This is a genomic window from Bosea sp. BIWAKO-01, from assembly GCF_001748145.1.
Classification (GTDB): domain Bacteria; phylum Pseudomonadota; class Alphaproteobacteria; order Rhizobiales; family Beijerinckiaceae; genus Allobosea.
Map to the genome: position 1 here is coordinate 3,860,668 of NZ_BCQA01000001.1, position 26,204 is coordinate 3,886,871.

The 26,204-nt window shown below is 66.1% G+C and carries 22 protein-coding genes; 19 read left to right on the plus strand and 3 right to left on the minus strand.

The features are described 5' to 3' along the window. Window position 1 precedes the first annotated feature (1 nt). The 10 genes from ftsL (at window position 2) to murB (ending at window position 12,358) form a co-directional block, all read left to right on the plus strand. Entirely contained in the window at window positions 2-391 is a 390-nt protein-coding gene (gene ftsL, locus BIWAKO_RS17970; RefSeq protein ID WP_069879813.1) for a cell division protein FtsL, read from the plus strand. Then, on the plus strand, window positions 388-2,169 hold the full coding sequence (locus BIWAKO_RS17975) for a peptidoglycan D,D-transpeptidase FtsI family protein (RefSeq protein ID WP_084651532.1): 1,782 nt from the start codon (window positions 388-390) through the stop codon (window positions 2,167-2,169). Before ftsL ends, BIWAKO_RS17975 begins: the two co-directional genes overlap by 4 nt. Window positions 2,170-2,194: 25 nt before the next feature. Beyond that, window positions 2,195-3,652, plus strand: a complete 1,458-nt coding sequence (locus tag BIWAKO_RS17980; RefSeq protein ID WP_069879814.1) for a UDP-N-acetylmuramoyl-L-alanyl-D-glutamate--2,6-diaminopimelate ligase — start codon at window positions 2,195-2,197, stop codon at window positions 3,650-3,652. Beyond that, window positions 3,649-5,076 carry a UDP-N-acetylmuramoylalanyl-D-glutamyl-2,6-diaminopimelate--D-alanyl-D-alanine ligase gene (locus BIWAKO_RS17985; RefSeq protein ID WP_069879815.1) on the plus strand — a complete coding sequence of 476 codons (1,428 nt, stop codon included), beginning with the start codon at window positions 3,649-3,651 and terminating at the stop codon, window positions 5,074-5,076. The genes BIWAKO_RS17980 and BIWAKO_RS17985 overlap by 4 nt, the downstream gene beginning before the upstream one ends. Before the next feature lie 19 nt (window positions 5,077-5,095). Further along, on the plus strand, window positions 5,096-6,178 hold the full coding sequence (gene mraY / locus BIWAKO_RS17990; RefSeq protein ID WP_069879816.1) for a phospho-N-acetylmuramoyl-pentapeptide-transferase: 1,083 nt from the start codon (window positions 5,096-5,098) through the stop codon (window positions 6,176-6,178). A gap of 2 nt (window positions 6,179-6,180) precedes the next feature. After that, window positions 6,181-7,602 (plus strand): UDP-N-acetylmuramoyl-L-alanine--D-glutamate ligase, encoded by a 1,422-nt coding sequence (gene murD, locus BIWAKO_RS17995; protein WP_069879817.1) that lies wholly within the window; start codon window positions 6,181-6,183, stop codon window positions 7,600-7,602. A gap of 109 nt (window positions 7,603-7,711) precedes the next feature. Then, window positions 7,712-8,845 (plus strand): FtsW/RodA/SpoVE family cell cycle protein, encoded by a 1,134-nt coding sequence (locus BIWAKO_RS18000; RefSeq protein ID WP_069879818.1) that lies wholly within the window; start codon window positions 7,712-7,714, stop codon window positions 8,843-8,845. A gap of 5 nt (window positions 8,846-8,850) precedes the next feature. Continuing rightward, a complete protein-coding gene (gene murG / locus BIWAKO_RS18005; RefSeq protein WP_069879819.1) occupies window positions 8,851-9,951 on the plus strand; it encodes an undecaprenyldiphospho-muramoylpentapeptide beta-N-acetylglucosaminyltransferase in 1,101 nt (366 codons plus the stop codon). Between the two features lie 71 nt (window positions 9,952-10,022). After that, a complete protein-coding gene (gene murC, locus BIWAKO_RS18010) occupies window positions 10,023-11,435 on the plus strand; it encodes a UDP-N-acetylmuramate--L-alanine ligase (protein ID WP_069879820.1) in 1,413 nt (470 codons plus the stop codon). Further along, window positions 11,432-12,358 carry a UDP-N-acetylmuramate dehydrogenase gene (murB, locus tag BIWAKO_RS18015; protein ID WP_069879821.1) on the plus strand — a complete coding sequence of 309 codons (927 nt, stop codon included), beginning with the start codon at window positions 11,432-11,434 and terminating at the stop codon, window positions 12,356-12,358. The genes murC and murB overlap by 4 nt, the downstream gene beginning before the upstream one ends. 78 nt (window positions 12,359-12,436) lie before the next feature. Here the strand turns inward: murB and BIWAKO_RS18020 are convergent, their stop codons facing one another. Further along, window positions 12,437-13,096, minus strand: a complete 660-nt coding sequence (locus BIWAKO_RS18020) for a nitroreductase family protein (RefSeq protein ID WP_084651535.1) — start codon at window positions 13,094-13,096, stop codon at window positions 12,437-12,439. Between the two features lie 4 nt (window positions 13,097-13,100). On the opposite strand from BIWAKO_RS18020, the gene BIWAKO_RS18025 reads away from it, so the two are divergent. The 9 genes from BIWAKO_RS18025 (at window position 13,101) to BIWAKO_RS18065 (ending at window position 25,137) form a co-directional block, all read left to right on the plus strand. After that, complete coding sequence (locus tag BIWAKO_RS18025; protein WP_244523476.1) at window positions 13,101-13,682, plus strand: MarR family winged helix-turn-helix transcriptional regulator; 582 nt, start codon at window positions 13,101-13,103, stop codon at window positions 13,680-13,682. A 143-nt stretch (window positions 13,683-13,825) separates the two neighbouring features. After that, entirely contained in the window at window positions 13,826-14,740 is a 915-nt protein-coding gene (locus BIWAKO_RS18030; RefSeq protein ID WP_069879822.1) for a D-alanine--D-alanine ligase, read from the plus strand. Window positions 14,741-14,916: 176 nt separating this feature from the next. Then, a complete protein-coding gene (locus BIWAKO_RS18035; protein ID WP_244523477.1) occupies window positions 14,917-15,669 on the plus strand; it encodes a cell division protein FtsQ/DivIB in 753 nt (250 codons plus the stop codon). 29 nt (window positions 15,670-15,698) lie between these two features. Continuing rightward, window positions 15,699-16,991: a cell division protein FtsA gene (ftsA, locus tag BIWAKO_RS18040; protein ID WP_069879824.1), complete on the plus strand. Its 1,293-nt coding sequence runs from the start codon at window positions 15,699-15,701 to the stop codon at window positions 16,989-16,991. A 105-nt stretch (window positions 16,992-17,096) separates the two neighbouring features. Continuing rightward, window positions 17,097-18,797, plus strand: coding sequence for a cell division protein FtsZ (ftsZ, locus tag BIWAKO_RS18045; RefSeq protein WP_069879825.1), 1,701 nt, complete (start codon window positions 17,097-17,099; stop codon window positions 18,795-18,797). Between the two features lie 310 nt (window positions 18,798-19,107). After that, complete coding sequence (gene lpxC, locus BIWAKO_RS18050; RefSeq protein WP_069879826.1) at window positions 19,108-20,052, plus strand: UDP-3-O-acyl-N-acetylglucosamine deacetylase; 945 nt, start codon at window positions 19,108-19,110, stop codon at window positions 20,050-20,052. A gap of 175 nt (window positions 20,053-20,227) precedes the next feature. Next, on the plus strand, window positions 20,228-21,130 hold the full coding sequence (locus tag BIWAKO_RS18055) for an outer membrane protein assembly factor BamD (protein ID WP_084652273.1): 903 nt from the start codon (window positions 20,228-20,230) through the stop codon (window positions 21,128-21,130). 66 nt (window positions 21,131-21,196) lie between these two features. Then, entirely contained in the window at window positions 21,197-22,897 is a 1,701-nt protein-coding gene (gene recN / locus BIWAKO_RS18060; RefSeq protein WP_069879828.1) for a DNA repair protein RecN, read from the plus strand. Between the two features lie 155 nt (window positions 22,898-23,052). After that, entirely contained in the window at window positions 23,053-25,137 is a 2,085-nt protein-coding gene (locus tag BIWAKO_RS18065) for a DEAD/DEAH box helicase (protein ID WP_074471572.1), read from the plus strand. Window positions 25,138-25,465: 328 nt separating this feature from the next. On the opposite strand, the gene BIWAKO_RS18070 is transcribed toward BIWAKO_RS18065, so the two are convergent. Together BIWAKO_RS18070 and BIWAKO_RS18075 are read right to left on the minus strand one after the other, a co-directional pair. Then, a complete protein-coding gene (locus BIWAKO_RS18070) occupies window positions 25,466-25,753 on the minus strand; it encodes a hypothetical protein (protein WP_069879829.1) in 288 nt (95 codons plus the stop codon). Between the two features lie 25 nt (window positions 25,754-25,778). Further along, window positions 25,779-26,084, minus strand: a complete 306-nt coding sequence (locus tag BIWAKO_RS18075; RefSeq protein ID WP_069879830.1) for a hypothetical protein — start codon at window positions 26,082-26,084, stop codon at window positions 25,779-25,781. Window positions 26,085-26,204: the final 120 nt, after the last annotated feature.

Consider the following 26,204-nt stretch of genomic DNA (forward strand, 5'->3'; position numbering starts at 1 on the left):
GATGATCAAGCTCCTGCATGTGGTTGCGATCTGCGCTCTGGTCTCCTCGGCGCTCTATGCCTACACGATCAAATACGAGACGACGCTCGAATCCGAGCAGTTGCAAAAGCTCAAGGCCAAGGCGCAGCGCGAGCGCGATGCGATCGCCGTGCTCAAGGCCGAATGGCAATTCCTGAACCGGCCCGATCGGTTGCAGACACTGAGCGAGCGCCATCTCGACCTCCAGCCATTCTCGGTGACGCAGGTCGTGCGCGCCGCGGATATCCCGAACCGCGGTCCGAAGGTGGATTCCATCGGCCGCAAGCTTGAGGATCTCGGCCTCGGTCTGCCGACCGAAACGCCGAAGGATCGCAAGACGAGTGGCGTCACCACGCCGGGAGCCCGTCCATGACCGAGCCGAAGCTCTCTGCGACCGACCACCAGCGTCCGGACGATATCGAGGAAGGGCAGCCGGTGCCGCGCGGGCGGCTGCACTTCCTGCGCGATGTCTTCCGGATGAGCGGCGAGAAGAGCCAGCCGCGCGTCGGTCTCGTGATCCTGGGTTTCTCGGCCCTGTTCCTGGCCATTACCGGCCGTCTGGTGATGCTCGCCACCTTGCCGAACGAGCAGGTCGGTCTGCGCCGCGCGACCTCCAATGCGATCTCGGCCGCACGGCCCGATATCGTCGACCGCAACGGAACCGTTCTCGCGACTGACATCAGGACGGTCTCCGTTTTCGCCGAGCCGCGCAAGATCCTCGACAAGGACGAGGCAACCGAGCTGCTGACCGCCGTCCTGCCTGATCTCGATGCAAAGGATCTGCGCGACCGGCTCGGCACCAAGCGCGGTTTCATCTGGGTCAAGCGCGAGATCACGCCGCGCCAGCAGGCCGAGGTTCATCGCCTCGGCATTCCCGGCGTCGGCTTCGTGCCCGAGAACAAGCGCGTCTACCCGAATGGGCCGGCGGCGGCGCATGTGCTCGGCTTTGCCAATGTCGACAATGTCGGCATTGCGGGGATGGAGAAATATATCGACTCGCAGGGGCTGCAGGATCTGAACGGTGCCGGTCTCGCAACCCAGGCGTCGGATCTCAAGCCCGTGGCCCTGTCGATCGACCTGCGCGTGCAGCACCTGCTGCGCGACGAGCTGGTCAAGGGGATGGAGAAGTACCGGGCCATTGCGGCGGCCGGTGCGATCATGGATGTGACGACAGGCGAGATGATCGCCTCGGTGTCGCTGCCCGACTATGACCCGAGCAACCCGGTCGATGCGCAGGAGAAGGACCGTATCAACCGGATCAATGTCGGCGTCTACGAGATGGGCTCGACCTTCAAGGCGCTGACGGTCGCGATGGCGCTGGACTCCGGCAAGGCCAACATCAACTCCACTTATTCGACTGCAGGCGGCATGATGCGCTTCGGCCGCCATGTCATTCGCGAGTACCATGGCACGGGCCGGACACTGACCGTGCCGGAGGTGTTCGTGCATTCGTCGAACATGGGCTCGGTCAAGATGGCGCTGTCCGTCGGTGTGGAGGGCCACAAGGCCTTCCTGCGCAAGATGGCCCAGCTCGATCGCATGCGGACCGAATTGCCGGAGAGCGCCGAGCCGCTCATCCCGCCGCGCTGGGGCGAGCTTAACACCGCGACCATCGCCTTCGGTCACGGCCTCGCGGTTGCGCCGATCCAGGCCCTGGCTGCTGTCGGGGCGCTGGTCAATGGCGGCAACCTGATCGTTCCGACGTTCATCAAGCGCTCGGAGGAGGACGCCAAGCGCCTCGGGGTTCGCGTTATCAAGCCGGAAACCTCGGAGGCGATGCGCTACATCATGCGCATCAATGGCGAGCGTGGCTCGGCCCGCAAGGCGGACGTCCCGGGCTATTTCGTCGGCGGCAAGACGGGAACGGCCGAAAAAGTCATCGGTGGGCGCTACGCCAAGAACCGCAACTTCACCACCTTCATGGCGATCGTGCCGGCAGACAAGCCGCGCTATCTCTTCCTCTCGATCTATGACGAGCCCAAGGGCTATGCCGAGAGCGGGGGCTATTCGACCGCCGCCTGGAATGCCGGTATCACGACCGGCAAGGTCATCGAACGCGCCGCGCCGATCCTCGGCTTGCCGCCGCGTTTCGAACCGCCGGTCGCCCCGTTCCCGCTGATGGCGAAGCTCGGCGCCTGGGGAACGCGCTGAAGCAACGAAACTGACAGGCGAGATCATGGGCAGCAGCGAATTCAGTCTCGGTGAACTCTTCCCCGGGGCATTCGCCGACGATGCGTCCCGCCGTGTCGGCGGGGTCGCGATGGACAGCCGCAAGGTTAAGCCGGAGGACGTCTTCGTCGCCTATGCCGGCGCCAGGACAGACGGCGCGCGCTTCATTGCAGATGCCGTTGCGCGCGGTGCTGCCGCCATCGTCACGGATCATGCGCGTCCCGCAGAGCTCGACCCGTCGGTGGCCTTCGCGCGTGTCGACGACCCGCGTCGGGCTCTGGCGCTGGCGGCTGCACGGGTGCATCCGCGCCAGCCCGGTACGATCGTGGCCGTGACCGGGACCAGCGGCAAATCCTCGGTTGCCGACTTCACCCGACAGATCTTCTCGACCTTGGGTCGTGAGGCAGCCAGCCTCGGCACGATCGGCGTCGTGACCTCGCGCGGCGCTGATTACGGCTCACTCACCACGCCGGACCCGATTTCGCTGCATGCCTCGCTGGACAAGCTCGTCGGGGAGGGCATCAGCCATCTCGCGATGGAAGCGTCGTCCCATGGTCTCGACCAGCGCCGCCTGGACGGAGTGAGATTGAAGGCTGGCGCCTTCCTCAATCTCGGGCATGACCATCTCGATTATCATCCGAGCCTGGCGGACTACCTCGCAGCCAAGCTCAGGCTCTGGGAGCTTCTGCCCGACGGAGCGCCGGTCGTGATCAATCGCGACGAGCCTTACGCCGACGAGGCAGCCCAGGCTGCGCTCGCCAAGGGGCATCCGATAATCGGCATCGGCAAGGCGGGTGAATCACTGACCCTGCTCGGCGCAGCGCGCGAAGGGTTTTCGCAACGGCTCAGGATTCGGGTCAAGCAGCGGGAGCTCGAGGTCGTGCTGCCCCTGGTCGGCGACTTCATGGCGGGCAATGCGCTGGTCGCCGCGGGCCTGGCCATCGCAACCGGCGAAGACGAAGACGCTTCGCTCCAGGCGATCGCTGGGCTGCATGGCGTGGCCGGACGGCTCGAGCGCGTCGGCGAGATCAATGGCGGTCTCGTCGTCGTCGATTATGCCCATAAGCCGGATGCGCTGGCGGCGGTGCTCGCGACCTTGCGGCCCTATGCACCGGGCCGGCTGATCTGCGTCTTCGGCTGCGGCGGCGATCGTGATCGCGGCAAGCGTCCGATCATGGGCCGCATCGCGGCCGAGGGATCCGATATCGCGATCGTCACCGACGACAACCCACGCAGCGAGAGCCCCGCTGCTATCCGCGCCGAGATCCTCGCGGCTGCTCCGGGGCTGCGCGAGATCGGCGACAGGGCCGAGGCCATTCGTACCGCCGTCGGCCTGATCGCTCCCGGGGATCTCCTCGTGGTGGCGGGAAAAGGCCATGAAACCGGCCAGATCATAGGCGATCGGACCCTGCCTTTCTCCGATCACGACGTGGTGCGGACGGCCATCGCGGAGATCGAAGCATGAGCGGCATGCCTTTGTGGTCGGGAGAGCGCCTGATCGGCGCCATGGGAGCCAGGCTGCGCGGCGAGATGCCGGCCGCTGTGACCGGCGCTTCGATCGATACCCGGACGCTGCAGGCCGGCGACGTCTTCTTCGCGATCAAGGGCGGGGAACGCGACGGACATGAGTTCGTCGGGGCCGCCCTGGCAAAGGGGGCGGCGCTTGCCGTCATCGATGAAGCCCATGACGCGAGCTTTACCGGGGCAGGGCCCTACGCCGTTGTCTCCGATGTGCTGCACGCGATGGAACTGGCCGGCATGGCTCGCCGGGCCGAGCTCACGGCCGCGGTCATCGCGGTGACCGGCTCGGTCGGCAAGACCGGCACCAAGGAGGCATTGAGACTTGTCCTGTCCCGTCAGGGCGAGACCCATGCTCCGGTCGCCTCCTACAACAATCACTGGGGTGTGCCGCTGACGCTGACCCGCACGCCGGCTTCGGTGCGCTATGGCGTCTATGAGATCGGCATGAGCAATCCGGGCGAGATCCTGCCACTCGCCAGGATGGTTTCGCCGGACGTCGCGATCGTCACGACGGTCCAGCCCGTCCATCTCGCCGCCTTCGAGTCGGTCGAGGGGATTGCGGAGGAGAAGGCTGCGATCTTCACAGGGCTGAAGCCGGGCGGCACCGCCATCGTCAATGCGGACATCGCTCAGGCCGCGCTGTTGAGGCGCCTGGCCGAGGAGAGCCCCGCCGGGCGGATCATCAGCTTCGGCGAGAGTGCCGATGCCGATGTCAGGCTCCTATCCTGCTCGCTCAAGCCGGATGTCTCGACGGTGGATGCGGTGGTGCTCGGCAAGCCTGTGACCTACCGGCTCGGCAGCCCCGGCAAGCATATCGTGCTGAATTCGCTCGCGGTTCTCGCTGCGGTCGAGGCTGTCGGCGCTGATCTGGCACTGGCGGTCCTCGCACTCGGCGACCTTACGCCGCCTGCCGGTCGTGGCGCTCGCCAGATGCTGAGCACGCCATCGGGCCCGTTCACGCTGATCGACGAGAGCTATAACGGCAACCCGGCCTCGGTCCGGGCCGCAATCGAGAACCTGGGGCGCATTCCGGTGTCGGGACGAGGCCGCCGCGTCGCGGTCCTGGGCGACATGCGGGAACTCGGCCCGAGCGCTCCGGAGTTGCACGCGGGGCTTGCGGACCCCATCACCGGAAATGCGATCGACCGGGTTTTTGCCTGTGGGCCGCTGATGCGCGGACTTTACGACATCTTGCCATCGGGCATGCGCGGTGCTTATGCGGCGCAGTCGAGCGAGCTTGCGCCGCTTGTCCTGGACGCGATCCGGGCCGGCGACGTCGTCACCGTCAAGGGGTCGCTCGGTTCCAAGATGGGCTTGGTCGTCAAGGCCATTGCCGCCCGGTTCCCTGCCGTGCCTGCCGACGACTGAGACAAGAGGAACATAGCCGATGCTCGTCTGGCTTGCCGATTTCGCCGGCGCCTTCCCGATTCTGAACGTGTTCCGATACATCACGTTCCGCGCCGGTGGCGCCACCGCGACGGCGCTGCTTTTCGTCTTCTTCTTCGGGCCTGCTGCGATTTCCTGGTTGCGGATCAAGCAGGGCAAGGGCCAGCCGATCCGGACCGACGGTCCGGAGACGCATCTTGCCAAGCGCGGCACGCCGACCATGGGCGGCCTGATGATCCTCTCGGGACTGTTCGCCGCGGTCCTGCTCTGGGGCAATCTGCGCAACTCCTATGTCTGGATCGTGCTTGCCGTGACCGCCGCCTATGGCGCCATCGGCTTCTATGACGACTATCTCAAGGTCACGAAGCAGTCGCATAAGGGCTTTTCCGGCAAGGCGCGGCTCTCGATCGAGGTCGTGATCGCACTCATCGCCTGCTACTTCATCATGCGGCTCGGTCCGCCGGCGATTTCGTCCGGCTTTGCGATGCCGTTCCTGAAGGAACTGGTCATTCCGCTCGGCCTGCTCTTCCCCTTCGTGACCGCCTTCGTCGTGGTCGGAGCCGGCAATGCGGTGAATCTCACCGACGGCCTCGACGGGCTCGCGATCGTGCCGGTGATGATCGCAGCGGCGACGTTCGGCTTCATCTCCTATCTCGCCGGCAACGCGATCTTCGCCAATTACCTGCAGATTCACCATGTGCCGGGCGCCGGCGAACTTGCCGTGATCTGCGGCGCCGTGATCGGCGCCGGCTTGGGTTTCCTCTGGTTCAACGCGCCGCCGGCCCAGATCTTCATGGGTGATACCGGCTCGCTCGGCCTCGGTGGCCTGCTTGGCGTGATCGCGGTTGCGACCAAGCACGAGATCGTGCTGGCGATCGTCGGCGGCCTCTTCGTGGTCGAGGCGCTCTCGGTCATCATCCAGGTCTTCGTCTTCAAGCGCACGGGTAAGCGGGTCTTCCTGATGGCGCCGATCCATCACCATTTCGAGAAACTCGGCTGGACCGAGCCGCAGGTCGTGATCCGTTTCTGGATCATTTCCGTCGTGCTGGCTCTGGTCGGCCTCGCTACGCTGAAGCTCCGCTGATCATGACGCCGGTGACAGTATTTGCTGGCCGCAAGGTCGCGTTGTTCGGCCTTGGTGGCTCGGGGCTGGCGACGGCGCGCGCCTTGATCGCGGGCGGTGCCGAGGTCGCGGCCTGGGACGACAAGACCGAAAGCCGTGACAAAGCGGCGGGCGAGGGCATCGGCATCGTCGATCTCGCAACCGCCGACTGGGCGGATTTCGAGAGCTTCATCCTCTCGCCGGGCGTGCCTCTCACCCATCCGCAGCCGCATTGGACGGTCGGAAAGGCGCAAGGCGCTGGCGTCGAGATCATCGGCGATATCGAACTCTTCTTCCGCGAGCGGGCGACGATCGCTCCCGATGCGCCCGTGATCTGCATCACCGGCACCAACGGCAAGTCGACCACGACCGCACTGATCAGCCATGTGCTGCACCAGGCCGGCCGGGACGTGCAGATGGGCGGCAATATCGGCACTGCGGTTCTCGCCCTCGAGCCGCCGGCCGCGGGGCGTGTCCATGTCATCGAGTGCTCGACCTTCCAGATCGACCTGACCCCGTCGCTGGCGCCAAGCGTCGGAATCCAGATGAACCTGACGCCGGACCATCTCGACCGGCATGGCACGCTGGAGGCCTACGCCGCGATCAAGGAACGCATGGTCGAAGCTGCCGATATTGCCATCGTTGGCGTCGACGACGAGGCCTCCAAGCAGATGGCGCGCCGGCGCGCCGCTTCCGGGCGCCCGCTGGTGAAGATCAGTGGAGAGCAGCCGCTTGACGAGGGGGTCTTCGCCGGCGTCACGGCCAATGCCGGCAAGCTCGACACCCGCATCGTCGAGGTCCGCGACGGCAAGCCGCGCGTTGTCGCCAATCTCGCCGGCATCGGCTCGTTGCGTGGCTCGCACAATGCGCAGAACGCGGCGGCTGCCTTTGCCGCCTGCGCGGCGATCGGCCTCTCCGCCGAGGAGGTCGCTGCCGGCTTCAAGTCCTATCCCGGGCTCGCACACCGCATGGAGGAGATCGGCCGTGTCGGTCGCGTCGTCTTCATCAACGATTCCAAGGCGACCAATGCGGATTCCACCGAGAAGGCGCTGACCTCGTTTCGCGACATCTTCTGGATCCTTGGCGGCAAGGCCAAGGAGGGCGGTATCGAGAGCCTGAGGCGCTACTTCCCGAACATCGCTAGGGCCTATCTGATCGGCGCGGCAACGGATGCCTTCGCCGCGACCTTCGATGACGATGGTCGAGTGGATTATCTCCGCAGCGGCACGCTCGATGCTGCGGTCGCCGCGGCCGCCAGTGACGCGGCGGCGCATCCGGGGGAGGCCGAGATTGCCGTTCTGCTCTCGCCGGCCTGCGCTTCCTACGATCAGTACCCGAATTTCGAGGTGCGGGGCGATGCGTTCCGCGCACTCGTGAAGGCACTGCCTGGCTTCAAGGCAGGTTGAAAACGGGCGTTCACATCAAGTCGGAATCAATCGGTTAACCAATCGTTGCCAATGTGATTCGCTGAAACGGGCGGCTGAATTTCGCCCGTCTGGTTGATGGAGCCAGAGCATGGTCTCACGCGCGGAACCCAGTCTCAGCGGGCGCTGGTGGTGGTCGATCGACCGCATCATCCTGTCGACCCTGGTGACGCTGATGGTCTCCGGTGTCGTGCTGCTGATGGCGGGCGGACCGCCGGTGGCCGAGCGGCTCGGCCTTTCGACCTTCCACTTCGTCAACCGGCAGGTGTTCTACCTGCTGGCCGCCTTTGCCATCTTCCTTGCGGCTTCGTTCCTGACGCCCCGACAGGTCCGGCGCTCGGCGCTGCTGATCTATGTGGTCGCGCTCGCGATGGTGGTGGCGACGCTGTATTTCGGCGTCGAGGTGAAGGGCGCGCGTCGCTGGCTGACGCTCGGCCCGCTCGGCTCCGTCCAGCCGTCTGAATTCCTGAAACCCGCATTCGTCGTGCTTGCTGCCTGGGCTTTCTCGGAGGGCATGCGCCGGCCGGACCTGCCGGGTACGCTGATGGCGTTCGCGCTGTTGCCGCTGACGATCACGCCTCTCGTCCTGCAGCCGGATTTCGGCCAGACGGTGCTGGTCAGCCTCGTCTGGGGCGGGTTGTTCTTCGTTGCCGGCCTGCACTGGTTCTGGGTGGCGGGGCTCGGCGGCGCCGGCATGTTCGGCCTGCTCATCGCCTATCAGCTCGTTCCACATGTGCGCGCCCGCATCGAGCGCTTCATGGACAAGGGCTCGGGCGACACCTTCCAGGTCGATACTGCGCTCGAGAGCTTTGCTCAGGGCGGCTGGCTTGGGAAAGGGCCGGGCGAGGGCACCGTGAAGCGTATCCTGCCCGACGCCCATACCGATTTCATCTTCGCCGTCACAGCGGAGGAGTTCGGCATCGTCGTCTGTATCCTGCTGGTGGCGCTGTTCGCCCTGATCGTGCTGCGCGCACTCTTCGTGGCCCAGAAGGCAGAGGATCCCTTCATCCGTCTCGCGGTGACGGGGCTGGCGCTGCTGTTCGGCATCCAGGCTGCGATCAACATGATGGTCAACCTGCACATGATGCCGGCCAAGGGCATGACCTTGCCGTTCATTTCCTATGGTGGCTCCTCGCTGCTCTCGCTGGCGCTGGGTACAGGCTTCCTGCTGGCCCTGACCCGCAAACGCCCGCGCGCCGAGGGCTTTGGTGAATTCGGGCGTTGACGGATATGACACAGCGTCCGCTCGTTGTTCTCGCCGCAGGTGGCACCGGCGGCCACCTCTTTCCCGCCGAGGCGTTGAGCCACGCGCTGCACCGCCATGACGTGCGTGTCGCGCTCGTCACCGACGCGCGCGCGGTCGAATATGCGGGTGGCTTCCCGGCCGAGTCCGTTCACCCGGTCCCGGCGGCGACGCCGTCCGGTCGCTCGCCGCTCAAGATGGCGGGCGCGGCGCTCGAGCTGATGAAGGGCGTCCTTGTCGCACGTCGCGTCATCAAGACATTGCAGCCTGCGGTCGTTGTCGGCTTCGGCGGTTATCCGACCGTTCCGCCGGTGCTCGCCGCCTCCTTCGCCGGCGTGAAAACGATGGTGCATGAGCAGAACGCCGTCATCGGCCGCGCCAATCGCTTCCTGTCCGGTCGGGTCGACATCATTGCGACGGGCTTTGCCGAGGTCGGTGGTCTCGATGCCGCTCGCGCCGCAAAATGCAGGCAGGTCGGCAATCCCGTTCGCCCCGCGGTCATTGCCGCCGTCTCTCCCTATGCCGATCCGTCGACAGGGCCGTTGCGGCTGCTCGTTTTCGGGGGCAGCCAGGGCGCCCGGATCATGGCCGATATCGTGCCGCCGGCGATTCAACTGCTGACGCCCGCGGAACGAGGGCGTCTCCACATCGTGCAGCAGGCCCGCGCGGAGGATGGCGAGCGCGTCAGGCGGATCTATTCCGAACTCGGGGTCGCGGCCGAGATCGCGCCCTTCTTCAAGGACCTGCCGACGCGCATGGGTGCGGCGCATCTCGTGATCGGCCGGGCGGGCGCCTCGACCGTCGCCGAGCTCACCGTGATCGGGCGGCCGTCGCTGCTGGTGCCCCTGCCAGGCTCGCTCGATCAGGACCAGGCCGCCAATGCCGCGGTGCTCGAGCGGGCGGGCGGCACCATCCGCATCCTGCAGCCTGAATTCACGCCGCGCCGCTTGGCGAGCGAGCTCTCGGCCCTGATCTCAGACCCGTCGCGCTTGACTGCCATGGCCGACAGCGCCAAGAGCGCGGGAATTCCCGATGCGGCCGACCGGCTTGCCCGCCTGGTTCTGCAGGTCGCAGGGATCACGTTCTGAGGCATGTCTTGACGGAAAGCTGGTTCCCACCTTTTCGCGACATGCCGTAATCCGCAGGAGACACCTGACCCATGAAGCTGCCGCCCAAGCTCGGCTCCATTCATTTCGTCGGCATCGGCGGCATCGGCATGTCCGGTATCGCTGAGGTGCTGCATAATCTCGGCTACAAGGTCCAGGGTTCGGACGCGTCCGACAATGCCAATGTCCGTCGGCTCGCCGACAAGGGCATCAGGACCTTTGTCGGCCATGCCGCCGAGAACATCGAGGGGGCGGAGGTCGTCGTCGTCTCCACGGCGATCAAGCGCGACAATCCCGAGCTCACGGCCGCGCGCGAGCAGCGTCTGCCGGTCGTGCGCCGCGCCGAAATGCTGGCCGAATTGATGCGGCTGAAATCCTGCGTCGCCGTCGCCGGCACGCATGGCAAGACGACGACGACTTCGCTGGTTGCGACCCTGCTCGAGAAGGGCGGGCTCGACCCGACCGTGATCAATGGCGGCATCATCAACGCCTATGGCACCAATGCGCGCATGGGCGAAAGCGACTGGATGGTGGTCGAGGCCGACGAGTCGGACGGCACCTTCCTGAAGCTCCCTGCCGATGTGGCGATCGTCACCAATATCGATCCCGAGCATCTCGACCACTTCAAGACCTTCGATGCGATCAAGGAAGCCTTCCGCTCCTTCGTCGAGAACCTGCCCTTCTACGGCTTCGCGGTGATGTGCATCGATCATCCCACGGTGCAGGGCCTCGTCGGGCAGATCGAAGACCGGCGCGTCGTGACCTACGGCGAGAACCCGCAGGCGGATTTCCGGTTGATCGACATCGATCTCTCTGGTGGGCAGGCCCGGTTCACGCTGCTGATCCGCGACCGCAAGCGTGGGCGCGACGAGGTTGTGCGCGATCTCGTGATGCCGATGCCCGGGCACCACAATGCGCTCAATGCCACCGCCGCGATCGCGGTCGCCTATGACCTTGGCATTCCGGTCGAGAAGATCCGCGAGGCCCTGGCCGGTTTCGGCGGCGTCAAGCGTCGCTTCACCAAGACCGGCGAATGGAACGGCGCACTGATTTTCGACGATTACGGCCACCATCCCGTGGAGATCGCCGCCGTGCTCAAGGCGGCGCGCGCCTCGACCAAGAGCAAGGTCATCGCCGTGGTGCAGCCGCATCGCTACACGCGGCTCTCCAGCCTGTTCGACGATTTTGCGGCCTGCTTCAACGATGCCGATACGGTGATCGTCGCCGACACCTACGCCGCCGGCGAGGCGCCGATTCCCGGTGCCGATCGGGATAGCCTCGTCTCGGGCATCAAGGCGCGCGGCCACCGCCATACGCTGGCCCTGGAGGCTCCCGAGAAGCTCGCGGGCATGGTGGCGGAGTTCGCGGGGCCGGGCGACTATGTCGTGCTGCTGGGAGCCGGCAACATCACGCAATGGGCCTATGCGCTGCCGGGCGAACTCGCCGGGCTGGGTGGCAAGCAGTGAGCTTCCCCGATATCACCCCCGACCTTCGCGCGGCCGCGCCAGAATTGCGCGGCCGGCTCCTGGCCAACCAGGAGATGGCAGGGCTGACCTGGTTCCGCGTCGGTGGCCCGGCGCAGGTGCTGTTCGCGCCGGCTGACGAGCAGGACCTGGCCTATCTGTTGTCCAGGCTCCCGGCCGAGATTCCTGTCACGGTCGTCGGGCTCGGCTCGAACCTGATCGTGCGCGACGGTGGCATTCCTGGCGTCGTCATTCGACTCGGCGGCAAGGCGTTCGGCGAGATCTCGCTCGAAGACGGCAACCGGTTGCGCAGTGGCACGGCGGTGCCCGACGTCAAGGTGGCGCGGGCGGCCGCCGATGCCTCGCTCGACGGCCTCGCCTTCTATCGCGGCATCCCCGGTTGCATCGGCGGCGCTCTGCGAATGAATGCCGGTGCTCACGGCGGCGAGACCACCGATGTGCTCGTCTCGGCGCGTGGCGTGACCCGCGAGGGCGAGATCGTCACGCTCTCCCATGCGGAGATGGGCTTCACCTATCGCAATAGCGCGGCAGCGACGATGGACACCATCTTCACGTCGGCCCTGTTCCAGGGGCGGCCAGGCGACCAGGCCGCGATCTTTGCGGAGATGGACCGGGTGACGGCGGCTCGCGAGGCCGCTCAGCCGATCAAGGAGCGCACCGGCGGCTCGACCTTCAAGAACCCGCCCGGCGGCAAGGCCTGGCAACTGATCGACGCCGCCGGGTGCCGCGGATTGCGGGTCGGCGGTGCCCAGGTCTCCGAGATGCATTGCAACTTCCTGATCAATGCCGGCGGCGCGACGGCCGCCGATATCGAAGGTCTGGGCGAGGAGGTTCGCCGCCGGGTCAAGCAGACCTCGGGCTTCGACCTGCACTGGGAGATCAAGCGCCTGGGCGTCGCGGCGTAGGCCGGATGCCGAACTTATCTGGCGACCTGGCGCGGTTGCGACAGTCGCCCCCGGCTGGGCCGGGCTCGGGCCGACGCGTCAGCCGGGGAACGAGCCGGCGAACGCGATCTGGTCGAGCGGAAGGCGCTGGCTCGGCAACTCCCGGCTGGCGAGCGCCTCCGGCAATTGGCGGGGATCGCCATGCCTCCCGACCGCAATCGCAACCTCCACACGGAAGCGCGCTGGAAGCTTCAGATGCTGGTGCGCGCGCTCGAAATCGACGCCGGCCATGACGTGGACGTGGTAGCCGAGATGCGTCGCCTGGATCGCAAGCTGCGAGCAGGCCGCTCCGGTGTCGAAGCTGTGGCTGCGGGACGGCGCCGGAGCCTCGTCGTCGGGCGCGCCGATCAGCGTGTCGGACGCGACGAGGATCAACGCGGAGGCATTCTGGGCCCACTCCGCGTTGAACGTGTCGAGCAGGTCCACGAAACCCTGCCAATGCACGTCGCCGCGCCGGGCATAGAAGAACCGCCAGGGCTGATGATTATAGGCCGAGGGAGCCCAGCGTGCCGCTTCGACCATTGTGAGCAGATCGGCCTTTGGGATCGCCTCGTCACGGAAGGCGCGTGGCGACCAGCGCTCAAGAAAGAACCGCTCGACCGGGTGTTCGGAGTGCCGTTCGCTGCCCTGCCGTATCGGCTCCTGCTGGACAGGGGCGAGGCGATCAGGCAGGAATGTCTGCGTCGGATAATTGATCATCTGATTGCTCTACATCGAATTGTTTGATGTCAAATTATATGATGCAGGACTTGCGATGAGTCAAGATGTCGAGGGCGATCGGCACGAAGGCGATTTCCAGGGCGCGGCCATGGACGCCATTCTGACGCAATGGCGGCGGGAACGCCCCGATCTCGATCCGAGCCCCATGGCGGTGTGCGGGGATGTCTGGCGGGCGGCCGAGCGCTTGCGACAGGGTGTCGTGGACAATCTGTCGGGCCGCGATCTCGATATGCCGGGCTTCGACGTCATCCTGACTTTGCGGCGCCAAGGGCGCGAGGGATCGCTGTCGCCCTCGGTCCTTGCGGGCGAGATGATGCTGTCGACATCGGCGATGACCAATCGCCTGGATCGGCTGGAGCGGCGCGGGTTGATTGAACGACATGCCAATCCGGAGGACCGGCGTGCGCTCAGGATCCGACTGACATCGGAGGGGTTCGCGCTGGCGGAGGATCTGGTGGCCTCCCATGTCGCCGCCGAGGCGCGAATGCTGGCTGCTCTCACCCCCGAGGAATGCGCGCAGCTGCGCCTTCTGCTGAATCGGGTTGCGGTCGGGCGGAGCGCCTGACGCGAGCAGCCTTCGTCCGGGCGGGGCTCTGCGAGGTGTGCCGTCGGAAGCGATACGGCGTTTCGATCACCTCGCCGCCGTCGCGTTAACGCGTCGTTAACCATGCTCCCCCGAGGGTCTCGGGGAAGCGGAGTAGCGATTCAATGACCAAACACGTCGCAGTCTTGATGGGCGGATGGTCCGTCGAGCGGGAGGTCAGCCTCAATACCGGCGACGGCTGCGCGAGGGCCTTGGAGAGCGTCGGCTACCGCGTGACGCGAATCGATGTGCAGCACGATATCGCCGATGTGCTGGATCGGCTGCGCCCGGACGTCGCCTTCAATGCGCTTCATGGCCGTTTTGGCGAGGACGGCACAATCCAGGGCCTGCTCGAGATTTTGCGCATTCCCTACACCCATTCCGGGGTGCTCGCTTCAGCGCTCGCACTGCGCAAGGACAGGGCGAAGACGGTTGTTGCGGCTGCCGGGGTTCCGGTCGCGCGCGGCGTTACCCTGTCGCGCTTCGAGGCCGCCAAGAAGCACCCCTTGCCGCCGCCCTATGTGCTCAAACCCGTCAATGAGGGGTCGTCTGTCGGGGTCATCATCGTGAAAAAGGGGCGCGAACATCCTCCGCAGGAAGTGGCGCGGGAGGACTGGCCGTGCGGAGACATGTTGCTCGCCGAGAGCTTCGTCGCCGGGCGGGAGCTGACCTGCGCGATCATGGGCGACAAATCCCTCGGTGTGACCGAGATCCGGGCCGCGACCGGTGAGTTCTACGACTACGATGCGAAATACACGAAAGGTGGTTCGATCCACATCTGCCCGGCTCAAATTTTACCAAAAATTTACCAGCAGATCGAAGAGTGTGCGTTAACGGCGCATCAAGCAATCGGGTGCCGGGGCGTCAGCCGTTCTGACTTCCGCTACGACGACGAGACCGACACTCTCGTCTGGCTGGAGGTCAATACGCAGCCCGGGATGACCGAAACCAGCCTGGTGCCCGAGTTGGCTGCCCACGCGGGCCTGAACTTCGGTGAGCTCGTCAAATGGATGGTGGAGGACGCCTCCCTCGATCGATGAAAGCGGCGGCGGTGCCCGCCCGACGTTCATCGATGCCGGCCGCAGGGCCGCAACTTCTGGTCGGCGAGCGTTCGCGCCGCTGGTTCCGGTCGTCGCGGCGTAGTGCGGTGGCCCTCCCGCTGTGGCAGCGCCTGCCGCAGCGGATCGGGACCTGGCTGGCTCTTGGGTTTCTTGGATTGAGTATCGGGACAGGCTTCGTGCAGGGCGGACATGTCGAAACGATGCGGGAGAACTACGGCGAGCCGCGCCATATGCTGGCGCGCCTGGTCGGGCTCGGCGTCGACAGAGTGACGATCTCTGGAATCTCGGAGCTGTCCGAGATCGAGGTCCTGATCGCTGCAGGGATCGATTCGAAGACCTCGGTCGCCTTCTTCGATGCCGACGAGGCGCGCCGTCGCCTCGAGGCGACACCGCTGATTCGCCAGGCAACCGTTCGTAAGCTCTATCCCAGCGAGATCGCGATCACGCTGACGGAGCGAGAACCCTTCGCCCTCTGGCAGGTGAAGGGCGACCTTTTCCTGATCGCAGCCGATGGCACGGTCATCGACAAGATGGATGATGGCCGCTTCGCCCATCTGCCGCTTGTCGTCGGTCCCGACGCCAATACCCGCGCCCGCGAGTACGTCGCGCTGCTCGCCGACGCTGGACCGTTGGCGCCGCGCATCCGCGCGGCCAGCCTGATTGCCGGCCGGCGCTGGAACCTCAAGCTCGACAACGGCATGGATATCCGCCTTCCGGAGATCGCGCCGGGGGAGGCCGTCAAGCGTCTCGCCGGCCTCGAAACGGATTTCAGGCTGCTGGACAAGGACGTGCTCGCCATCGACCTGCGCCAGCCCGACCGGGTGGTGATGCGGTTGACGGAAGAGGGGGCGGCGACCCGCGCCGAGCAGCTCAAGAGCAAGACCAAGAAGAAGGGAGGCGAGGCGTGAACTTCACCTCTCAGGGCCTGACACCGCGGATGCGTCCGCTTTCGTCGCGCAAGAGCGCGACCTTGTCGATTCTGGACGTCGGCACGAGCAAGGTGGTCTGCCTGATCGCCGAGCTGAACCCCGCCGAGGCGAACGAGCGGTTGCGCGGGCGCACCCATGTCGCGCGCATCATCGGCATCGGCCATCAGCGTTCGCTTGGCGTAAAGGGTGGCGCCATCATCGATCTCGAGAACGCGGAGCGCGCGATCCGGGCCGCGGTCGACGCGGCCGAGCGCATGGCGAAGGTCGAGGTCCAGTCCGTCATCGTCAACCTGACCGGTGGGCGCATCGGCTCGCAGCATTATGCCGCCAGCGTCGACCTGCGCAGCGGCTCGGTCAGCGATTCCGACGTGAAGCGGGTTCTCGCGGTCGCCGCGACGCATGCAATCAAGCCCGGCAAGGCGGTGATGCACGCATTGCCCACCGGATACGCGCTCGACGGCGTGCCGGGCGTGCTTGATCCGCGTGGCCTCGTCGGCGGCAAGCTCTCCGTCGACATGCATGTCGTCGCCAGCGAGGCGGCGGCTGCCCGCAACGTCATGCTGGCGGTGGAGCGGTGCCATCTCGAGGTCGAGGCGGTCGTCGCGTCTCCCTATGCTTCCGGTCTCTCGGTTCTCGTCGACGACGAGGCCGAAATGGGCGTCGTCGTCGTCGACCTGGGCGGCGGCACCACCAGTCTCGGTGTTTTCTCCGGCGGCCATCTGGTCCATGCCGACGCCATTGCGGTCGGTGGCAATCACATCACCATGGACGTGGCGCGTGGATTGTCGACCCGCGTCTCGGCTGCCGAGCGGCTGAAGACGCTGCACGGATCGGCGATCTCCAGCGCTTCGGACGAACGCGACATGATCTCGGTGCCGCAGGTCGACGATGACGAGCGCGACACCCCGAACCATCTGGCGAAATCGCATCTGATCCGCATCATCAAGCCGCGGGTCGAGGAAATCCTCGAGCTCGTGCGCGACCGGCTCAACGCTGCCGGCTTTTCGGCCCAGGCCGGCCGCCGCGTCGTGCTGACAGGCGGCGCCTGCCAGTTGACCGGCCTGCCGGAAACGGCGCGCCGCCTGCTCGGCGGCCAGGTCCGCACCGGCCGGCCGCTCGGGATCAAGGGCTTGCCGGAGGCTGGCAAGGGTCCAGCCTTTGCGACCGCGGTCGGCCTGCTGGTCTACCCGCAGGTCGCCCATGTCGAACATTTCGAGCCTCGCGCGAGCGGCGCTTACTTCGCGACGGGGACGGACGGGTATTTCTCGCGTGTCGGGCGTTGGCTGAAAGACAGTTTCTAAGGGTATCGGGCCGGGCGGCGCGGCGCCGTTCCGACCCAAGAGTAAAATCGTAGCAATCGGGACGGCTCCCGCCAGGCGCCGGACAAGAAATCGAAAGAGGCAACCATGGCGATGAATCTGCAAGCCCCTGACATCCGGGAGCTAAAGCCCCGGATCACCGTGTTCGGTGTCGGCGGAGCCGGCGGCAACGCGGTCAACAACATGATCGAAGCCGGCCTCGATGGGGTCGATTTCGTCGTTGCCAATACCGATGCCCAGGCTCTGGCGCTCTCGCGTGCTTCGCGCATCGTGCAGATGGGCCTGCAGGTCACTGAAGGCCTCGGCGCCGGTTCGCAGCCGGAAGTCGGGCGTGCGGCGGCGGAAGAGGTGATCGACGAGATCCGTGATCACCTTGCCGGCGCGCACATGGTCTTCATCACCGCCGGCATGGGCGGCGGCACCGGCACGGGTGCGGCCCCTGCGATCGCCCGCGTCGCCCGCGACATGGGTATACTGACCGTCGGCGTCGTCACGAAGCCGTTCCAGTTCGAGGGCCATCGCCGCATGCGCATGGCGGAGGCTGGCATCTCTGAGCTGAACGAGGCGGTCGATACGCTGATCGTCATCCCGAACCAGAACCTGTTCCGCGTCGCCAACGAGACCACCGGCTTCGCCGATGCCTTCGGCATGGCCGACCAGGTGCTCTATTCCGGCGTCGCCTGCATCACTGACCTGATGGTCCGCCCCGGCCTGATCAATCTCGACTTCGCCGACGTTCGCGCCGTGATGCGCGGCATGGGCAAGGCGATGATGGGAACCGGCGAGGCGCAGGGCGAGAAGCGTGCGCTGACCGCGGCCCAGGCTGCGATCAACAATCCGCTGCTCGATGATGTCTCGATGAAGGGCGCGCGTGGCCTGCTGATCTCGATCACCGGCGGGCGCGACATGAAGCTCTATGAGGTCGACGAAGCCGCCACCCGCATCCGCGAGGAGGTTGATTCCGAGGCCAACATCATCGTCGGCGCGACATTCGACGAATCGCTCGAGGGCGTCGTGCGCGTCTCCGTCGTGGCCACCGGCATCGACAAGCCGATCAGCACCCAGGCTGAAATGGACGATACCGAAGCCCGTATCGCCCAGGTTGCCGAGCGTCTGAAGGCCGAAGCGCGTCTGCGCAACACCGCCGCCGCACCGCGCGCCGCGGCTCCGGTTCACGCCGAGCCGATGCTGGAGATGCGTGCGCCCGTGAATGTCGAGACCGTGCGCCAGGTGGCTCCGGTGCAGCCGAGCGTTGCGGAAGACATCCGCATCGAGCCGGTGCAGCCGCGTCCGGTGATCGCGACCGCCCCGGTGAGCCAGCCGATGATGCATGAAGAGCCGATGATGCGTCACGAGGACAGCTTCATCGCCCCGGCGCCGGAGCGTGCGGTCGTCCGCCCGACGCGGATGCCGCGGATCGAGGACCTGCCGATGCCGGCACAGAACCAGATCGCGGCGAGCCGTGGTGCGCAGTCCGTTCCGCAGCCTCCGGCCCAGGCCGACCAGAAGCGCATGTCGCTGATGCAGCGCCTCGCCTCGGTTGGCTTCGGTCGCAAGGACGAGGACGAGGTCCAGCCGCAGGCCCCGGTGCGCCACGCGCCTCCGCCGATGCAGCCTGCCGCTCAGGCGCCCAGCGCGGCCCATGCAGAATATATGCGCCGTCCGGCTCTGCCGGCCTCGCGCCCAGCGCAAGGGCAGCTCGACCAGATGGGCCGTGCTGCGCCGAATCGCAGCAGCGAAGAGGATCAGCTGGAGATTCCCGCGTTCCTGCGCCGCCAGGCGAACTGAGCGCCACAGCGCCTGCGACAGTTGTAACAGAGCCCGGAGCGAACCCTCGCTCCGGGCTCTGTTTACGTTTGAAAAACCATATACTTCAATGGGATGGTTATTTTTCTCTGTTTGAGTTCGCTTGTTACAGAGCGAAAGAAAGCGTGATTTTGTCGGCATCCACCTAAGGCGTATGTTGCGCTTGCCCCAAAGGGGGATGACGGCACCGGCAACCGCCAGGCGCCGCCCAACTGAAGGACCGCAAACGACCGTCAGGCAGCCCGTAGCGTTGTGCAGCCGAGATCGTTAGCGTTCGAGATTGGATACCGGAATGAATTTTGATCGGCAGACCACACTCCGCGCTCCCGTGTCCTTGAAGGGAATCGGTGTTCATTCCGGAGCTCCCGCCGGAATCTGCCTCAAGCCGTCCAACGCGAACTCCGGCATCGTCTTCCTCCGCAAGGAGTCCGAGGGCGGCCCCTCGCACCTGATCCATGCCCGCTACAACAAGGTGAGCGCCGCTGAGCTCTGCACCGTGATCGGCGATCGCGGTGCCGCCTCCGTCGCGACCATCGAACACCTGATGTCGGCCTGCGCCGGCCTCGGGCTCGACAATGTCCTGATCGAGATCGACGGCCCCGAAATGCCGATCATGGACGGCAGCGCGGCTGAATTCGTCACGGCGATCGAAGATGCTGGCATCGTCACGCTTGGTGCGAACCGTCGTTATCTCAAGGTCCTGCAGCCGGTCCGCGTCGAGAAGGGGCGCGGCTTCGCCGAGCTCGCGCCGTTCGACAGCGGCTTCCGCCTCGATGTCGAGATCGATTTCGACACCCCGGCGATCGGCCGTCAGCGCAAGATCTTCGACCTCGAGCCGGTCGCTTATGCCCGCGAGATTTCGCGTGCCCGTACCTTCGGTTTCATGCGCGAAGTCGAGCAGCTCTGGAAGGCGGGTTTCGCGCTCGGCGCCTCGCTCGACAACACGGTCGCGATCGGCGACGACAAGGTGGTCAACCCGGAAGGCCTGCGCTACGCGGACGAGTTCGTGCGCCACAAGGTGCTGGACGCAGTTGGCGATCTCGCGCTGGCCGGCTATCCGATTCTCGGCGAGTTTCGCTCCTATTGCGGCGGTCACCGCATGAATGTGACCGTTCTGGAAGCCTTGTTCGCAGATCGCGCGAATTACGCGATCGTCGAGGCCGAGCCGGTCTATGCGCACCGTGCTGTGCAGATGGCCGTTGCGGCCCCCGCGGCCTTCGCGCCCGATCTGCACTGAGCAGTCGAACAGTTTCGCGCGCGCCTTGCATTCGCCTGTTTTTTGTCGAATGCAGCATGGGCCCCGCATGTTCGTAACCTGCCTTTCCCCGGTAGCGTGAGCGCTGCGTCTGAGGTAAAGGCATCCTTCGCCATCTTGCGGTGACGAGCGAAAGAGGACGGACGACGTGAGCGTCATGCGGCTGAACAACCCGACTTCCCAAAGCGCCCGACCGATGCGGATGGGCGTTGCCCTGACGCTCGGCGCCGCCTTGCTGCTCGGCGGCTGCGACACGATGTCGTCGCTTAATCCATTCGACAAGCCTGAGGTCTACAAGCCGGAAATCGTCGCGGATGTGCCGGCCGACAAGCTCTATAACGAGGGGCTGGCTCGCTCTCAGAACGGCGACAGCGAAGGCGCGGTCAAGAAGTTCGAAGAGATCGACAAGCAGGCGCCGTTCTCGCCCTACGCGAAAAAGGGCTTGATCATGGTTGCCTATACGAATTTCCAGGCAGCCAAGTACGAGGACGCGATCACGGCGTCCAAGCGCTTTCTGGCGCAGAACCCCGCCAGCCCTGATGCTGCCTATGCGCAGTACATCATGGCGATGTCCTATTATAACCAGATCCCGGACGCGACGCGCGACCAGGAGCGCACCGAGCGCGCGCTTGCCGCGATGCAGGAGTTGCTCGATCGCTATCCGAAGTCCGAATATGTGATCGACACCCGCGAGAAGATGCTGGTTGCGCGCGATCAGCTTGCGGGCAAGGAGATGAATGTCGGGCGCTACTATCTCGAGAAGCGCAACTATACCGGTGCCGTGAACCGCTTCCGCGACGTCATCACCAAGTACCAGACCACGCGCCATGTCGAGGAGGCGCTGATGCGCCTGACCGAGGCCTATATGGCAATGGGCATCACCAATGAGGCGCAGACTGCCGCTGCCGTGCTCGGGCATAACTTCCCCGACAGCCCCTGGTACAAGGACGCCTATACCCTGCTCCAGAGTGGCGGCCTCGAGCCCCGCGAGGATCGCGGCTCCTATATCAGCCGGTTGTTCAACGGCTTCACCCGTTCGGTCGTCGGCCTCGTCCGCTGAGGCCGGGCAGGTGCATGGCCGGGTGACGGACCGCATGCCACTCCCTTCAATCACGCGCTGAGCATCATGCTGGCGCAGCTTTCGATCCGTGACATCGTCCTGATCGACCGGCTCGATCTGGCGTTCGGCGCCGGGCTGAGCGTGTTGACCGGTGAGACCGGCGCCGGCAAGTCGATCCTGCTCGACGGCTTTGCGCTGGCGCTCGGTGGTCGCGGCGACGGCGGGCTCGTGCGCCATGGCGAGGCGCAAGGCCAGGTCAGTGCCGTCTTCGACCTGCCGCTCGCCCATCCGGCTCGCAAGCTGGCGCAGGCCCAGGAGATCGACACAGACGGCGATCTGATCCTGCGACGCGTGCAGTATGCGGACGGGCGGACACGCGCCTTCGTCAATGACCAGCCGGTCAGCGTCCAGATCCTGCGGCTGATCGGCAGCGCCATCGTCGAGATCCATGGTCAGCATGATGACCGGGCCCTGACCGATGCGGCGCAGCACCGCGCCATACTTGACGGTTTTGCCGGCCTTGAAGGGCAGGCCGAGATCACTGCGACGGCCAGCGATGTGCTGAAGCGCGCGCGGCAGGCGCTGCAGACGCAGCGCATCCGTGTCGAGGCCGCACGCAAGGAGGCTGATTTTCTGCGCCACGCCGTGGCCGAACTTGGCAAGCTTGCGCCGGAACCGGGCGAGGAAGATGCGCTGGCCAGCCGGCGCCAGGGCATGATGCAGGCGGAAAAGGTGGCGCGGGATCTTTCCGATGCCTATGAGGCCGTCGGTGGCCAGGCTTCCCCTGTCCCCTCTCTTGCCGCGGTGCTCCGCCGGCTGGAGCGGCGTGCTGCGCAGGCACCAGAACTCGTCGATCCCTCGATGGCTGCGCTCAACACCGCGATCATGGCGCTGGAAGAAGCGGGCGAAGCGCTCGCGGCGGCCATGCGTGCAGCGGAGTATGATCCGCGCGAGCAGGAACGGGTCGAGGAACGGCTGTTCGCCTTGCGGGCAGCGGGCCGAAAGTTCGACGTTCCCGTCGAGGCGCTTGCCGATCTTGCGGCCAGGATGAGTGCCGACCTTGCCGAGCTCGACGAGAGCGAGAGCTCCTTGGCCCGGCTCGAAGCGGAGCTCGCTCGGGCGGAAGCCGATTATCTCGCCAGGGCGCGGGCGCTCTCTGCTGCCCGCGGCGAGGCCGCGTTGCGTCTCGACACTGCGGTCAAGGCAGAATTGCCGCCGCTGAAGCTCGAGCGTGCGCGATTTATCACCCATATCGATCGCGACGAGGATGCGCGTGGGCCGGAAGGGTTCGACCGCGTCGAATTCTGGGTCGAAACCAATCCCGGCACGCGGCCCGGCCCGATGATGAAGGTTGCGTCCGGGGGCGAGCTCTCGCGCTTCATGCTCGCCCTGAAGGTCGTGCTTGCCGAGCGCGGGTCGGCGCCGACGCTTGTCTTCGACGAAATCGATAGCGGAGTGGGCGGCGCGGTTGCAGATGCGATCGGAGAGCGTCTGGCGCGTCTGGCGCGACAGGTGCAGGTCATCTCGGTGACGCATGCGCCGCAGGTCGCGGCCAAGGCTGGACGTCATTTCCTGATCGCCAAATCGGCGCTGGACAATGATGCGGCCTCTCGCACGGTGACGCGCGTGACGCCGCTCGAGGACCGGACACGGCGCGAGGAGATCGCTCGCATGCTTGCCGGTGCCAGCATCACCGAGGAGGCGAGGGCTGCCGCCGCCCGTCTGCTCGAGGCTGCTGGCCTGCATGGCGCGGCGGCGCGCGCCTGACCACAGCGATCTGCATTCCCTTTCTGCGAATTCTGCTCTAAGAGCGGCAGAGACTGGCTTATGGTGTTATGGCTGCGTTTCACGCGCCGCGATGCCTGCCTCACGATCTCCCGCGCCGCATCACGCCGCGCGCATGAACTCAAGGCCGATTAACGATGGCATTCCTTCCCACGAGCCCGCCGCTCGCGCGTGCGCTCGCCGAACGCAACTACAATGATCCGACGCCCGTCCAGAACGCCGTTCTGGAAGAGGCGGCGGCCGGACGCGACCTTCTGGTCTCGTCACAGACGGGCTCCGGCAAGACCGTCGCTTATGGGCTCGCCATCGGCGAAACCCTGCTGGAGGGTGCCGAGGTCCTGGGCCGCGCCGGGAAACCTCTGGCGCTGATCATCGCGCCGACCCGCGAGCTGGCATTGCAGGTCCAGCGCGAGCTCGCGTGGCTCTACAAGCATGCCGGCGCCCGGGTGATCTCCTGTGTCGGCGGCATGGATCCGCGCCGAGAGGCCGCCTTGCTGGACGAGGGCGCGCATATCGTCGTCGGCACACCCGGCCGCCTGCGTGACCACATCGAGCGGCACAGGCTCGATGTCTCGGCGCTCCGAGCCGTCGTCCTCGACGAGGCCGACGAGATGCTCGATCTCGGTTTCCGCGACGATCTCGAATTCATTCTGAAGACGACCCCAGCGGAACGCCGCAGCCTGCTCTTCTCCGCGACCTTGCCCAAGGCGATCATCGCGCTGGCGAGGAGCTATCAACGCGATGCCCTGCGCATCGAGGTGGCCGGCTCGGCAACCGGGCATGCCGATATCGAGTATCGCGCGATCCGTGTCTTCCCGAAGGAAGCCGAGCTCGCGGTCGTCAACCTGCTGCGCTTCCACGATTCGCCCTGTGCGCTCGTCTTCTGCAACACCCGCAATGCGGTCCGCCATCTCGAGGCGATCCTGCTGGAGCGCGGCTTTTCGGCGGTGGCGCTCTCCGGCGAGCTCAGCCAGAGCGAGCGCAACTCGGCGCTGCAGGCTCTGCGCGACGGTCGCGCCCGCGTCTGCGTCGCGACCGACGTGGCTGCGCGCGGCATCGACCTGCCGGGCCTGACACTGGTCATCCATGCCGAGCTGCCGAACGATCCAGAGGTCATGCAGCACCGCAGCGGCCGGACGGGCCGCGCGGGCAAGAAGGGGACCAGCGTCCTGCTGGTGCCGCCCTCTCGGCGCCGCAAGGCCGACATGCTGCTCTCCGAAGCCAAGGTCGAGGCCGTCTGGGCCGGTGCTCCGACGCAGGAGGAAATCCGCGCGCTCGACCAGGAGCGGCTGCTGCAGGATCCGCTGCTGACCGGCGAGGCGAGCGAGGATGATGCCGGAATGGTCGAGGCCCTGCTTGCCGGTCGTTCGACGCAGGAGATCGCGGCCGCCCTGGTCAGGGTCTATCGTTCGCGCCTGCCGGCGGCGGAGGAGGTCGGTGATCCCGGTTTCGGGCGCGACGAGCGCAGGCCGGTGCGCAGCACCGAGGATTACGCTCGTCCGCGCGAGCGGGACCGCGAGCAGGGCGAGAGGCCGCACAAGGCGGGGCCGCGTGGCGATACGGTCTGGTTCCGCCTGAATATCGGTCGCCGCGACGGCGCCGATCCCCGGCAGCTGCTGCCGATGCTCTGCCGTCGTGGCAAGATCACCCGTGACGAGGTCGGCGCCATCCGCATCTTCGACACGGAAACCAAGGTCGAGATCGATGCCGATGTCGCGGAACGCTTCGCGTCGCTGGCGAGCGCGACCGACCGGGACAAGATCGTGATCGAGCCCGTGACCGGCGAAGGCGAGCGGCGCCCGGCCAAGCCCTTCGCGGAAAAAGCATCCCATACGCGTGCGCCGCGGGCCGAGGATGAGCGGGCGAGCGCGCCATTCCCCGGCAAGAAGAAGCCTTACGAAGGCAAGGGCAAGCCCTTCGGCGCCAAGGCGCATGGCGGCAAGCCTTATGATCCTGCCCGGCGCGATCGCGAGCCCGTCTATGACGAGAACGCTGTGCTGCGCCCCAGCGAGCGGCCCTTCGACAAGAAGTCCGGTCCCTCGGACAAGCCCTTTGCCAAGGGCAAGCCCTTTGCCGGCGCCAAGCCGTTTTCCGGTAAGCCCAGCCATGGTGGGAAGAGCTTTGGTCATGGCAAGCCGGACGCTGGATTTGCAGGCGGTGAGCGCGGCAAGCCTGCCGGCAAGCCGTTCAAGAGCAAGAAGCCGCGTCGAGACGATCGCTGATCCGCAACGTGGTTCGTCAGCCGTGGCAGCAGGGCTCGAGATCATTCAGAAACGCCCCCTCCCAGGCCGGGAGGGGGCGTTTCGCGTTTCGGCGACCAATCCATCCTGAGTGGCGGGCAGGGAGCTCCGTGTCATTTCCGCGGCCGAGACCGCACGGAAGCAGCGCTCGCGAGCGGAGATGCGAAGGCAAGGGATGCGGCTGACGCCAGGACGTGGTTGCGTCCGGCGAGGGCAAGTCAGGATGGTGGCGAGCCGGTGGCGATCAAACGCTGAGGGCGCATCCGCAGACGAGCGCCGATGACGTCCGTAATGTTCGCCAACTTGCCGGTCAGCGCAGGCCCAGGAAGGACAGGATAGCGAGGACCACGACCACGAGGCCGACGATGTAAATGATGTTGTTCATGAGAAGCCCCCGGCTTTGATCGGGCTGCTGGCGCCCGCATGATTCAGCGTCACCATTCTGTTGTGACGAGAACTGAACCGGTGCGGCGCGCAAAGGTTCCCAAACGGCGTTGGCGGCTGCAGGAGCGATGGAATCCCGAAGGTCGTATTGGCCGGGCTGCCGAGCGATATTGCCGCCGGGCCGCGTTGAGAGGGAGCCGGATTGCTCCGACACCCTCCTCAGGCGAATTCATCTGCGTTCAGCGGCAGATGGTGACCGGGCGGACCACCGGGCCGACGCCCGGAACGAAACCACGACGGAACACCTTGTAGCAGCCGCCGTAATGGGCGCTGGTGTAGACCGGGCGGTATCCCCAGCCCGGGCGGCCCCAGCCCCAGGGGCGGGGATGATGAAAACCGTGGCCGAAATGGCCGTGATGGCCATGGCCGTGCCAGCCAGGCGCGGCCTGCGCGGAGGTGGCGATGGCCAGCGAGCTGCCGATGAGGGCACCGGCACCGAGAACGAAGGCGGTGGCAAGGCCGGTGAGGATCGTGCGGGCGGTCATGAAATCTCTCCCTTGGCTTTGTGCGAGGCCGCGGGACGCAGCCTCATGACCTTTGGTCGCGCGAGACGCGAGACAGGTTCAAAGTTGCAGGAGATTTTCTGAGGAGCCCGGCGCAACCGG

Excerpts from the sequence above, each read along its gene's own strand:
- BIWAKO_RS17980 (WP_069879814.1), top strand. The coding sequence starts at position 2,195 with ATGGGCAGCAGCGAATTCAGTCTCGGTGAACTCTTCCCCGGGGCATTC.
- ftsL (WP_069879813.1), top strand. The coding sequence starts at position 2 with ATGATCAAGCTCCTGCATGTGGTTGCGATCTGCGCTCTGGTCTCCTCG.
- recN (WP_069879828.1), top strand. The coding sequence starts at position 21,197 with ATGCTGGCGCAGCTTTCGATCCGTGACATCGTCCTGATCGACCGGCTC.
- BIWAKO_RS18020 (WP_084651535.1), bottom strand. The coding sequence starts at position 13,096 with ATGATCAATTATCCGACGCAGACATTCCTGCCTGATCGCCTCGCCCCT.
- BIWAKO_RS17975 (WP_084651532.1), top strand. The coding sequence starts at position 388 with ATGACCGAGCCGAAGCTCTCTGCGACCGACCACCAGCGTCCGGACGAT.
- murG (WP_069879819.1), top strand. The coding sequence starts at position 8,851 with ATGACACAGCGTCCGCTCGTTGTTCTCGCCGCAGGTGGCACCGGCGGC.
- ftsA (WP_069879824.1), top strand. The coding sequence starts at position 15,699 with ATGCGTCCGCTTTCGTCGCGCAAGAGCGCGACCTTGTCGATTCTGGAC.
- lpxC (WP_069879826.1), top strand. The coding sequence starts at position 19,108 with ATGAATTTTGATCGGCAGACCACACTCCGCGCTCCCGTGTCCTTGAAG.
- murC (WP_069879820.1), top strand. The coding sequence starts at position 10,023 with ATGAAGCTGCCGCCCAAGCTCGGCTCCATTCATTTCGTCGGCATCGGC.
- murD (WP_069879817.1), top strand. The coding sequence starts at position 6,181 with ATGACGCCGGTGACAGTATTTGCTGGCCGCAAGGTCGCGTTGTTCGGC.
- BIWAKO_RS18065 (WP_074471572.1), top strand. The coding sequence starts at position 23,053 with ATGGCATTCCTTCCCACGAGCCCGCCGCTCGCGCGTGCGCTCGCCGAA.
- ftsZ (WP_069879825.1), top strand. The coding sequence starts at position 17,097 with ATGGCGATGAATCTGCAAGCCCCTGACATCCGGGAGCTAAAGCCCCGG.
- BIWAKO_RS18000 (WP_069879818.1), top strand. The coding sequence starts at position 7,712 with ATGGTCTCACGCGCGGAACCCAGTCTCAGCGGGCGCTGGTGGTGGTCG.
- BIWAKO_RS17985 (WP_069879815.1), top strand. The coding sequence starts at position 3,649 with ATGAGCGGCATGCCTTTGTGGTCGGGAGAGCGCCTGATCGGCGCCATG.
- BIWAKO_RS18055 (WP_084652273.1), top strand. The coding sequence starts at position 20,228 with ATGCGGCTGAACAACCCGACTTCCCAAAGCGCCCGACCGATGCGGATG.
- mraY (WP_069879816.1), top strand. The coding sequence starts at position 5,096 with ATGCTCGTCTGGCTTGCCGATTTCGCCGGCGCCTTCCCGATTCTGAAC.
- BIWAKO_RS18075 (WP_069879830.1), bottom strand. The coding sequence starts at position 26,084 with ATGACCGCCCGCACGATCCTCACCGGCCTTGCCACCGCCTTCGTTCTC.
- BIWAKO_RS18030 (WP_069879822.1), top strand. The coding sequence starts at position 13,826 with ATGACCAAACACGTCGCAGTCTTGATGGGCGGATGGTCCGTCGAGCGG.